The organism is Paucibacter sp. XJ19-41, assembly GCF_028462495.1.
Lineage (GTDB): Bacteria > Pseudomonadota > Gammaproteobacteria > Burkholderiales > Burkholderiaceae_C > Roseateles_E.
Window position 1 is genome coordinate 1 of the sequence record NZ_JAQOWX010000149.1, and the last position, 11,255, is coordinate 11,255.

Genomic DNA, 11,255 nt, shown 5'->3' on the forward strand with positions numbered 1-11,255 from the left:
CCAGCACCTGGCGCACTGCGGCGGCCAGGCGTGCGCAGCGCGGGCCGCTGAGGCGGCCGGCCTGGGCGCGCGGGTCGATGCCGGCCAGGAACAAGGCCTCGCAGGCGTAGATATTGCCGGCGCCGACGACGATGTCGCCGGCCAGCAGGGCCTGCTTGACGGCGACACGGCGGCCCGACAGGCCCACTTTCAGATGCGGGCCGTCAAAACGCGGGTCGAAGGGCTCCAGCCCGAGGCCGGCCAGCAGCTTGGCCGCCGGCCCCTGCTCCAGCGATTCGGACCAGACCACGGCGCCAAAGCGCCGCGGGTCATTCAGCCGCAGCAGGCCCTGGCTGGTGCGCAGATCGAAATGGTCGTGCGGCCCCGGCTCGGCCGGCCGGGTCTGGAAGGCCAGCGAGCCCGACATGCCCAGGTGCAGCAGCAGGCCGCCGCCCCGAGAACCTGCGCCTTCGCCACCGCCATGCAGGGGCAGCCACAGGTATTTGCCGCGCCGTGTCACCGCGCCGACCTCGCGGCCCAGCAGCGCCTGCTCGGCCACGCCCAGCGGCCAGCGCAGCGGCTTGCCCAGGCGCACCCCTTGCACGCGCGCGCCGGCGATCGCATCGGCAAAGCTGCGGCGGGTGACTTCGACTTCGGGCAGTTCGGGCATGGCGCGGATGATAAGTGGCCTCTGGCATGGCCCTGGTCCGGGGGCGCACTTCTAGAATCAACAACAATCCAGCAATGTGGCGCTTGCATAGTGGGCGCAACACGAACGCTGTTCTCAGGAGCTGTCATGCCCAAGTTCTTCCCTCGCCCGACCGGCCCGGCCCGGCTGCTGGCGGCCTCCGGCCTTGTTGTGCTGGCCTTGCTGAGCCCGCTGGCCCAGGCCAGCACGGCGGCCAGTGCGCCCACGCCCAGCAACTCCGATCTGGACGCGCCGCTGTTCTATCAGCTGCTGGTCGGCGAGATGGAGCTGCGCTCGGGCCAGCCCGGCGTGGCCTTCCAGGTGCTGCTCGATGCGGCGCGCCGCACCAGCGACGGCGAGCTCTACCGCCGCGTCGTCAATATCGCGCTGCAGGCCCGCGCCGGCGACCAGGCCCTGATCGCCGCCCGCGCCTGGCGCGAGGCCATCCCCGACTCGGTCGAGGCGCACCAGATGGTGATACAGCTGCTGGTGGCGCTGAACAAGCCGGAGGAAGTGGTGGCGCCGCTGCGCAGCATGCTGGCGATCACGCCCGAGCCGCAGCGCAATGTGGTGCTGGCCTCGATCCCGCGCCTGTTCCAGCGCGCACCCGAGCCCAAGCGGGTCTATGCCGCGCTGGCCCCGGTGCTGGAGGCAGCGTCCGCGCAGCCGGCCACCCGCATGATGGCCTTGCTGGTGCAGGGCCGGCTGGCGCTGAGCGCCGAGCAGGCGGACAAGGCCCTGAACCTGACCCAGACCGCCGCCAAGGACTTCCCCGAGGCCGATGAGCCGCTGCTGCTGGCGCTGGATCTGCTGCCGAGCAAGCCCGAGGCCGAGAGCCTGATCGCCGCCCGCCTGCAGGCCAAGCCCGATCACTACGATCTGCGCCTGGCCTACGGCCGCGCGCTGGCACGCGCCCAGCGCGCCGCCGACGCGGCTCGCGAGTTCCGCATCGTCACCCAGGCCAGGCCGGACGACAGCCAGCCCTGGTATGTGCTGGGTGCGCTGGAGCTGGACCTGCGCCATCCCGAGGCGGCCGAGAAGGCCTTGCAGGCCTTTCTGGAGCGGCTTGACGACAAGGACGGCAACAAGGACTCCCGCCAGCAGGCCTGGCTGCTGCTGGCCCAGGCGGCCGAGATGCGCGGCGACCTGAAGGCGGCCGAGGCCTGGCTGGCGCGCATCGACAACCCGCAGCGCGCGCTGGAGGTCACTTATCGCCGCGCCTCGCTGCTGGCGCGCCAGGGCCAGTTGGCCAAGGGCCGTGCGCTGCTGCAGGCCCTGCCGACCGAGCGCGACGAGGATGCACGCGCCACGCTGATGGCCGAGTCCCAGCTGCTGCGCGATGCACGCCAATGGGAGGCCGCTCACCAGGTGCTGGCCCAGGCCAATACCCGCTTCCCGGCCGATGCCGACCTGCTCTACGAGCAGGCCATGATGTCCGAGAAGCTCGGACGCATGGACGAGATGGAGCAGCTGCTGCGCCGCGTGATGGAGATCAAGCCCGAGCACTACCACGCCTACAACGCGCTGGGCTACTCGCTGGCCGAGCGCAACGAGCGCCTGCCCGAGGCCAAGACCCTGATCGCCAAGGCGCTGCAGTACGCGCCCAGCGAGCCCTTTATCGTCGCCAGCCTGGGCTGGGTCGAATACCGCATGGGCAATCACGCGGAGGCGCTGCGCCTGCTGCGCCAGGCCTATCAGTCGCGGCCCGATGCCGAGATCGCTGCCCATCTGGGCGAGGTGCTGTGGGTCAGCGGCCAGCAGGAAGAGGCCCGCAAGGTCTGGGGCGAAGGCGCCAAGCGCGACCCCAAGAACGAGGCCCTGCGCGAGACCCGCCAGCGCCTGAAGGCCGGCCGATGAGCCGACGCTGGGCCGGCCTGGCACTGGCGGTCTTGCTCAGTGCCTGCGCCGGGCTGCAGCCCCCGCCGGTTCACATCCCCACCGAAGGCGATCTGAGCCTCAGCGGCCGGCTCTCGGTGCTGGTCGAAGGTGGCCAGGGCGGCAATGCCGCCTTCGAGCTGAGGGGCTCGCCGAGCGCCGGGCAGCTGGAACTCAGCACGCCGCTGGGCAGCCTGCTGGCGCGCGCGCTGTGGTCACGCAGCGAGGTGCGGCTGCAGACCCCCAAGGAAGAGCGCCGCTTCGATGATCTGGACGCGCTGAGCCGCGAACTGCTGGGCGAGGCGATCCCGGTGGCCGCGCTGTTCGATTGGCTGCGCGGCCGGCCCTGGCCCGGCGCAGCCAGCGAAACCCTGGCCGGCGGCGGCTTCTCGCAGCTCGGCTGGCAGGTCGATCTGTCCCGGTTCGATACCGGCCTGGTGCTGGCCAAGCGCCAGGCCGCGCCTGCCGTCACCCTGCGCGCCCGCCTGGAGCGCTGATTCCTTTTTGTACCTATGCCTCTCGCTCTCTACGATGTGTCGGCCCCGGCCAAGCTGAACCTGTTCCTGCATGTGGTCGGCAAGCGGCCCGACGGCTACCACCTGCTGCAGTCGATCTTTGCGCTGATCGACTGGGCCGACACCTTGCACTTCGAACGCCGCAGCGACGGCCAACTGGCCCGTCATGATGGCGACCATGCGGCGGCCGCCCTGCCCGCCGACGATCTCTGCCTGCGCGCCGCGCGCCTGCTGCAGACCGAGAGCGGCTGCGGCTTCGGGGCCGACATCCATCTGGAGAAACGCCTGCCGGCCGGCGCCGGCATGGGCGGCGGCTCCTCGGATGCCGCCTCCACCCTGCTGGCGCTGAACCGGCTCTGGGACCTGAACTGGCCACGCTCGCGTCTGCTGGCGCTGGGCCTGAAGCTGGGCGCCGATGTGCCCTTCTTCATCGGCGGACGCAATGCCTTTGTCGAGGGCATCGGCGAGATCCTGCACCCGATCACCCTGCCGCCGCTGGGCTTTGCCGTGCTCAAACCGCCCACCGGCATCTCGACACAGCAAATATTTTCGAGCCCCCTCTTGGCAAGATCAAAATCCGTGGCTATAGTAGCGGGCTTTCCTGCACACAATAGCAGCGAAGACAAAAACGAAACATTGAGTGCAACAGCAAGTAGTTCACGGGATGTTTTGTCAGAGTCGCAAGCAGCTGATGTGGTGAGATTGGATGCAGAAGGTGTGGCGCTGCTGGCGAATGGTTTTGGTCGAAACGACCTGCAAAAACCGGCCGAGGCAAGCTGCCCCGAAGTGGTCCAGGCTCTGCAACTGCTAGAGGAACGGTTCGGCAATAGCCGGATGACGGGCTCGGGCAGCGCGGTATTCGCGAGAGTGGATACGGCAGCAGGCGGGAAAGATGGCATGTCTGATCTGCCCACCGGATGGGTTGCTAAGATGTGCCGCAGTTTGGACGTTCACCCGCTGTGCGGATGGGCCGAAGACTGAGCAAGGTTATAGGGTGCTGCAGCTCTGCAGTGTCCTGTGTAGGGGCGTCGCCAAGTTGGTTAAGGCATCGGATTTTGATTCCGACATGCGCAGGTTCGAATCCTTCCGCCCCTGCCAAATTTCTTTAGTTGTTCACCTCCGGGACCCGCTGGGCTGGCCACGGGGCCATTGATTCAAAGGATGGCCCGCTCGTGCTGCTCAATACCGTCCTCTTCACCGGTAACGCCAATCCGGTTCTCTCCCAGGAAATCGCCACCCATCTGGGCCTAGAGCTCGGACGCGCCGTGGTCGGTCGCTTTTCCGATGGCGAAGTCACCGTCGAGATCCAGCAGAACGTGCGTGCTCGCGACGTGTTCGTGATCCAGCCGACCTGCGCGCCGACCAACGAGAACCTGATGGAACTGCTGATCATGGTCGATGCCCTGAAGCGCGCCAGCGCTCGCCGCATCACCGCCGTGATCCCCTACTACGGCTACGCCCGCCAGGACCGCCGCCCCCGCAGCACCCGTGTGCCGATCTCGGCCAAGGTGGTGGCCGATCTGCTGGAGACCGTCGGCGTCGAGCGCCTGCTGACGATGGACCTGCACGCCGACCAGATCCAGGGCTTCTTCGACATCCCGGTCGACAATATCTACGCCAGCCCGGTGCTGCTGTCGGACCTGAAGGCCCGCAACTACTCGAACCTGGTCGTGGTCAGCCCCGATGTCGGCGGCGTGGTGCGCGCCCGCGCGCTGGCCAAGCAGCTGGGTTGCGACCTGGCCATCATCGACAAGCGCCGCCCGGCCGCCAATGTCTCCGAAGTGATGCATGTGATCGGCGAGATCGACGGCCGCAACTGCGTGATCATGGACGACATGATCGACACCGCCGGCACCCTGGTGAAAGCCGCCGAGGTACTGAAGGACCGCGGCGCCAAGAGCGTCTTCGCCTATTGCACCCACCCCATCCTGTCGGGCCCGGCGATCGAGCGCATCTCGGGCTCGCAGCTCGACGAGGTCGTGATCAGCAACACCATTCCGCTGTCCGACGCCGCCAAGGCCTGCGGCAAGATCCGCCAGCTGTCGGTGGCCTTTCTGTTCGCCGAGACGATTCGCCGCATCTCGGACGGCGAGTCGGTCACCTCGCTGTTCTCGGAGCAAAACAACAACTTCTGATCAGTCCGAGTAGTCCGGCACCTTCGGTGCCGGCCAATCTCAGCGAGCAGAACAACAATTTCTGATCGCCTGCCCTCGGGCAAGCGTCAAAGCCGCAGCCGCTACAGGCTGCATCACCGAGCAGCCTGGTCGCGGGCGCTCATCCATATTGGAGTACGTTATGAAATTCGTCGCTTTTGAGCGCACATTGCAGGGGACCGGAGCGAGCCGCCGCCTGCGCATTGCAGGCAAGGTGCCTGGCATCGTCTTCGGTGCCGGCGAGCCCGCAATGATCGAGCTGGACCACAACGCGCTGTTCCACGCCATGAAGAAGGAAGCCTTCCACAGCACCATCCTCGAGATGGAACTGAACGGCGCCGTCTCGCAAGTGCTGCTGCGTGACTACCAGATGCACCCGTACAAGCCGCAAGTGCTGCACGCTGACTTCCAGCGCGTGGACGGCAGCACCAAGATCACCAAGAAGATCCCGCTGCACTTCATCGGCGAGGAAACCTCGGTGGCCGTGAAGACCGACAAGTGCACGGTCAACCACGTGATCACTGAGCTGGCCATCACCTGCCTGGCCCAGCAACTGCCCGAGTTCATCGAGGTGGACCTGAGCGGCCTGACCCTGGGTCACTCGCTGCACGTCAATGACCTGAAGCTGCCCGCCGGCGTCAAGGTCGTGACCCACGGCAAGCCGAACCCCGCCGTGGCCACCGCCGTGGCACCGGTCGCCGAAGAGGTGATCGTGGCTGCTGCAGCCCCGGCCGACGATGGCAAGGGCAAGAAGAAGGGCAAGAAGTAAGCCCTGCGCTGCTTTTTTGTTCACCAAGGGCCCTGCGGGGCCCTTTTTCTTTTTCCGGGCCAGATCGCACAGGACGGCTGGACTACTGCCATGCTGATGTCAGTAGGCATGACCTTAGGGAGTGGGCGGATTAGGGGCTAGCCCCTACAGTCGCGCCTGGTCCGCCGACGGTCCGCCCTCAGGCGGACGGGCGCGTCGCAGGAGGGTATCCAGGACTGATAGCGTGAACAAACAGAAGGGCCGGAATCCGGCCACGGCCATCCCAACACCAATAAGCCTGCTCGGCGCGATGATCGCGGCCCTGGTCAGCGGCTGCGGCCAGAGCACGGCGGAGCAGCAGCAGCATGCCGGCGGCCCGCCGGCGGTGTCGGTGGCGCCGGCCGTGCAGCGCGAGGTGCAGGAATTCGACGAATTCACCGCGCGGCTGGAAGCGCCCGACACCGTGGAGATCCGCTCCCGCGTGGCCGGTACGCTGGACAAGGTGCATTTCCGCGAGGGCCAGCTGGTCAAGAAAGGCGAGCCCTTGTTCAGCATAGACCCGCGGCCCTTCGCCGCCGAGGTCGCTCGCGCCGAGGCCCAGCTCGCGGCCACCCGCACCCAGACCGAACTCAGCGCCAGCGAACTGGCCCGTGCGCAAAAGCTGGTCGCGATCCAGGGCGTCAGCCAGCAGGAGATCGATCAGCTGCGCGCCGCCACCCGCAATGCCGAGGCCAACACCAAGGCCGCCGAGGCCGCTCTTGTGCAAGCCAAGCTGAACCTCGAATTCACCCGCATCACCGCACCGGTGGCCGGCCGCAGCTCGCGCGCCAATGTCACGGCGGGCAACCTGATCGGCGTCGGTGATCCGGTGCTGACCACCGTCGTCTCGAGCGACAAGATTCACGCCTATTTCGACGCCAGCGAGGCCACCTACCTGAAGTACGTGCGCGCGGCCCGCAACGGCAGCATGCCTTCGCAGCGCAGCAGCGAAGGCAACAAGGTGCTGATGGGCCTGTCCAACGAGACCGGCTTCCCGCACGAGGGGCGGATGGACTTCGTCGACAACCGCCTGAACCCCGCCACCGCGTCCATCCGAGGCCGTGCGGTGTTCGACAACAAGGCCGGCCTGTTCACGCCGGGCCTGCTGGCCCGCATCAAGCTGGTCGGCTCGGGCAGCTACCAGGCCACCCTGGTGGCCGAGCGCGCGATCAGCACCGACCAGACCCGCAAGGTCGTGCTGGTCGTCGGCGCCAACAACATCGTCCAGCCGCGCGAGGTCAAGCCCGGCGTGCTGATCGACGGCATGCGGGTGGTCGAGGGCGTCAAGCCCGGTGAGCTGGTCATCGTCGACGGCCTGCTGCGCGCCTTCCCCGGCGCCCCGGTGACGCCGCAGCAGCTGAAGGTGGACGACAAGGGCATGCCGATTCCCGCAGCCGCGCCGGCACCGGCCGCTGCTGCCTCCAAGTAAGACCGAGCGCGAGGCAAGCCCCATGGACATCTCACGCTTTTTCATCGACCGGCCGCGTTTCGCGACCGTGCTGTCGATCTTCATCTTCCTGGTCGGTCTGCTGGCGATCTTCCAGCTGCCGATCTCCGAGTATCCCGAGGTCGCGCCGCCGCAAATCGTCGTGCGCGCACAGTTCCCCGGCGCCAATCCGCGCGTGATCTCCGAGACCGNCGAGTATCCCGAGGTCGCGCCGCCGCAAATCGTCGTGCGCGCACAGTTCCCCGGCGCCAATCCGCGCGTGATCTCCGAGACCGTGGCCACGCCGCTGGAGGAACAGATCAACGGTCTGGAGAACCTGCTGTACTTCGACAGCCAGGCCACCGGCGACGGCGGCATGACACTGACCGTCACCTTCAAGATCGGCACCAACCCGGAGGCCGCCGAGACCGCGGTGCAGAACCGGGTCAACCGCGCGCTGCCGCGCCTGCCAGAGATCGTGCGCCAGATCGGCGTGACGACCGAGAAGCAGTCGCCCAATCTGACCATGGTGGTGCACATGGTCAGCACCGACAACAGCCGCGACGCCCTGTACCTGCGCAACTACGCGCAGCTCAATGTGCGCGACGAGCTCTTGCGCGTGCCCGGCATGGGCTCGGTGCTGATGTTCGGCTCCGGCGACTATGCGATGCGGGTCTGGCTGGACCCGCAGAAGCTGGCCGGCCGCGGCATGACGGCCGGCGATGTGGTGGCCGCGATCCGCGAGCAGAACGCCCAGGTGGCAGCCGGCGTCGTCGGCGCCTCGCCGGCCCCCAAGGGCACCGAGTTCCAGCTCTCGGTCAATACCCAGGGCCGCCTGGCCAGCGAGGAGGAGTTCGCCAACATCATCGTGCGTGCCGAGCCCGCCACCGGCGCGCTGTTGCGCGTCAAGGATGTCGGCCGCGTCGAGATGAGCGCCAGCACCTACTCGATAGGCAGCCTGCTGAACAACAAGGAAGCCGCCGCGATCGGCATCTTCCAGGCCCCCGGCTCCAACGCGCTGGCCATCTCCAGCGATGTGCGCGCCACGATGGAGCGGCTCAAGCCCAGCTTCCCGGCCGGCGTCAGCTACTCCATCGTCTACGACCCGACACGCTTCGTCGAGACCTCGATCAGCAAGGTCGTGCAGACCCTGATCGAGGCCGTGCTGCTGGTCGTGCTGGTGGTCATCATCTTCTTGCAGACCTGGCGCGCCTCCATCATCCCGCTGCTGGCGGTGCCGGTGTCCATCGTCGGCACCTTCGCGGTGCTGCTGGCCCTGGGCTTCTCGATCAACACGCTGACCCTGTTCGGCCTGGTGCTGGCGATCGGCATCGTCGTCGACGATGCCATCGTCGTGGTCGAGAACGTCGAGCGCAATCTGGAGGACGGGCTGACGCCGCACGAGGCCACGGTCAAGGCCATGCGCGAGGTCAGCGGCCCCATCATCGCGATCGCCCTGGTGCTGTGCGCGGTCTTCGTGCCGCTGACCTTTGTGCCCGGCCTGTCGGGCCAGTTCTACAAGCAGTTCGCCGCGACCATCGCGATCTCGACGGTGATCTCGGCCTTCAACTCGCTGACCCTGTCGCCGGCGCTGGCGGCCCTGCTGCTGCGTCCGCATGACGCGCCCAAGGACGGCGTGATGAAGCTGATGGACAAGCTGTTCGGACGCTTCTTCCACTGGTTCAACTGCTTCTTCCAGCGCCGCAGCGAGTCCTATGGTCGCGGCGTCAGCGGCATCCTGAAGCGCAAGTCGGCCGCGCTGCTGGTCTATGCGCTGCTGCTCGGTGCCACGGCCCTGCTGTTCAGCCGCATCCCCAGCGGCTTCGTGCCGGCGCCCGACAAGCAGTACCTGATCGGCGTGGCCCAGCTGCCGGCCGGCGCCTCGCTGGAGCGCACCGAGGAGGTGATACGCCGCATGAGCGATATCGCGCTGAAGGTGCCCGGCATCGTCGACTCGGTGGCCTTCCCCGGCCTGTCCTTTGCCGGCTTCTCGGCCGCGCCGAACGAGGGCATCGTGTTCTTCGGCCTGGCCGATTTCGACAAGCGCAAGAGCCCCGATCTGTCCAAGGACGCGATCCTCGGCCAGGTCAATGGCGCGATCCAGCAGATCCAGGGCGCGCGCATGTTCGTCGTGCCGCCGCCGGCGGTCGAGGGCCTGGGCAACGCCGGTGGCTTCAAGGTCCAGGTGCAGGACCGCGGTGGCCAGGGCGAGCAGGCCCTGTTCGGTGCGGTCTGGGGTGTGCTGGGCCAGGCCTATGGCAATCCCAAGTCCAGCATCAGCACGCCGTTCTCGATGTATGACATCAACGTGCCCCAGCTGTTTGCCGATGTCGACCGCAGCAAGGCCAAGCAGATGGGCGTGGGCCTGCAGGACATCTACGACACCTTGCAGATCAACCTCGGCTCGCTCTATGTCAACGACTTCAGCCGCTTCGGCAAGACCTATCAGGTGATCGTGCAGGCCGATGCACCCTTCCGCGCCCAGGCCGACGATATCGTCGCGCTGAAGACCCGCAACGCCCGCGGCGAGATGGTGCCGCTGGGCGCGCTGATGGAGGTATCGCCGACCTTCGGCCCGACCCGGGTGACGCGCTACAACGGCTTCCCCAGCGCCGACATCAACGGCTCGCCCAACCCCGGCTTCTCCAGCGGCCAGGCCGAGGCGGAGATCGAGCAGTTGCTGAAGACCCTGCCGCGAGGCATGAGCTATGAATGGACCGAGCTGAGCCATCAGGACCGGCTGACCCGCGATGTCACCTTGCCGGGGCTGGGCATCAAGCTGCCGACCCTGGCGGCCGTGCTGCTGCTGTCGGTGATCCTGGTGGTGCTGGTGCTGGCCGCGCAGTACGAGAGCTGGAGCCTGCCGCTGGCCATCATCCTGATCGTGCCCATGGGCATCTTCTCGGCGCTGTTCGGCATCTGGCTGTCGCACTTCCCGCCCTTCGGGCAGGCCGGCGATCTGAACCTGTTCACCCAGGTGGCCCTGGTCGTGCTGGTGGGTCTGGCCTGCAAGAACGCCATCCTGATCGTCGAGTTCGCCAAGGAGCTGGAAGAGCAGGGCAAGACCATGCTGCAGGCCGTCACCGAGGCCTGCCGACTGCGCCTGCGGCCCATCCTGATGACCTCGATCGCCTTCTGCGCCGGCGTGATCCCGCTGATCCTGGGCTCCGGCGCCGGCAGCGAGATGCGCCGCGCGATGGGCATCGCGGTGTTCTCCGGCATGGTGGGCGTCACGCTGTTCGGCATCTTCCTGACCCCGGTGTTCTACGCGCTGCTGCGCAAGAGCACCGAGAAGAAGCGCGCCCATGCGGCCGAGCTGCGTCGCGAGATCGACGCCGCCGCCCACCCCTTCCATCCCGGCATCGACGATGCCGAGACCACGCCCCGCAAGGAGGGTGCATGATGCGCCTCGCTCTGAGTCTTCTGTGCCTGGCGGCCCTGTCCGCCTGCTCCAGCGCCCCCGAGCTGAAGCGCTATGAGCCCGCGCTGGCAGCCGAATTCGCGAACAAGCCCGCCGAGGCTTCAACCGGCGAGCCGGTGGCCCAGTTCTGGCGCGGCTTCAATGATGCGCAGCTGGACCGGCTGATCGCCCAGTCCCTGCAGGCCAATACCGATCTACGCATCGCTGCGGCCAATCTTCAGGAGGCCCGTGCGCTGGGCCGTTTTGCCGATGCCCAGCAGCTGCCCACCGTGGGCCTGGCCGCCGGCGCGGCGCGGGTGCGCGCGCAAAACGATCAGGGCCAGGCGCAGACGCGGCGCGCCTACTCGGCCGGCTTCGATGTCGCCTGGGAGGCCGATCTGTTCGGCCGCCTCAGCGGCGAGCAGCGCGCGG

General features: G+C 67.5%; 8 protein-coding genes, 1 tRNA gene and 1 pseudogene. 9 read left to right on the forward strand and 1 reads right to left on the reverse strand.

What is annotated here, in order from left to right:
• On the reverse strand, positions 1 to 649 hold a 649-nt coding region (locus PO768_RS25455; RefSeq protein ID WP_272648273.1), incomplete at its 3' end, for a DNA-formamidopyrimidine glycosylase family protein.
• A 126-nt stretch (positions 650 to 775) separates the two neighbouring features.
• Here PO768_RS25455 and PO768_RS25460 point away from each other — a divergent pair.
• The 9 genes and pseudogenes from PO768_RS25460 to PO768_RS25500 all read left to right on the forward strand — a co-directional run.
• Positions 776 to 2,524: a tetratricopeptide repeat protein gene (locus tag PO768_RS25460; protein WP_272648274.1), complete on the forward strand. Its 1,749-nt coding sequence runs from the start codon at positions 776 to 778 to the stop codon at positions 2,522 to 2,524.
• Positions 2,521 to 3,039: an outer membrane lipoprotein LolB gene (locus tag PO768_RS25465; RefSeq protein ID WP_272648275.1), complete on the forward strand. Its 519-nt coding sequence runs from the start codon at positions 2,521 to 2,523 to the stop codon at positions 3,037 to 3,039. Before PO768_RS25460 ends, PO768_RS25465 begins: the two co-directional genes overlap by 4 nt.
• 15 nt (positions 3,040 to 3,054) lie before the next feature.
• On the forward strand, positions 3,055 to 4,038 hold the full coding sequence (gene ispE / locus PO768_RS25470; protein WP_272648276.1) for a 4-(cytidine 5'-diphospho)-2-C-methyl-D-erythritol kinase: 984 nt from the start codon (positions 3,055 to 3,057) through the stop codon (positions 4,036 to 4,038).
• 40 nt (positions 4,039 to 4,078) lie between these two features.
• Positions 4,079 to 4,155, forward strand: a tRNA-Gln gene (locus tag PO768_RS25475).
• 74 nt (positions 4,156 to 4,229) lie between these two features.
• Complete coding sequence (locus PO768_RS25480) at positions 4,230 to 5,192, forward strand: ribose-phosphate pyrophosphokinase (protein WP_137943751.1); 963 nt, start codon at positions 4,230 to 4,232, stop codon at positions 5,190 to 5,192.
• A gap of 160 nt (positions 5,193 to 5,352) precedes the next feature.
• Positions 5,353 to 5,979 (forward strand): 50S ribosomal protein L25/general stress protein Ctc, encoded by a 627-nt coding sequence (locus PO768_RS25485; RefSeq protein WP_272648277.1) that lies wholly within the window; start codon positions 5,353 to 5,355, stop codon positions 5,977 to 5,979.
• Positions 5,980 to 6,202: 223 nt separating this feature from the next.
• Positions 6,203 to 7,426 carry an efflux RND transporter periplasmic adaptor subunit gene (locus PO768_RS25490; protein ID WP_272648278.1) on the forward strand — a complete coding sequence of 408 codons (1,224 nt, stop codon included), beginning with the start codon at positions 6,203 to 6,205 and terminating at the stop codon, positions 7,424 to 7,426.
• Between the two features lie 22 nt (positions 7,427 to 7,448).
• Positions 7,449 to 10,826, forward strand: coding sequence for an efflux RND transporter permease subunit (locus PO768_RS25495; protein WP_272648279.1), 3,378 nt, complete (start codon positions 7,449 to 7,451; stop codon positions 10,824 to 10,826).
• A pseudogene (locus PO768_RS25500) lies at positions 10,823 to 11,255 on the forward strand (TolC family protein); the annotation flags it as partial. The gene PO768_RS25495 and the pseudogene PO768_RS25500, both read left to right, overlap by 4 nt.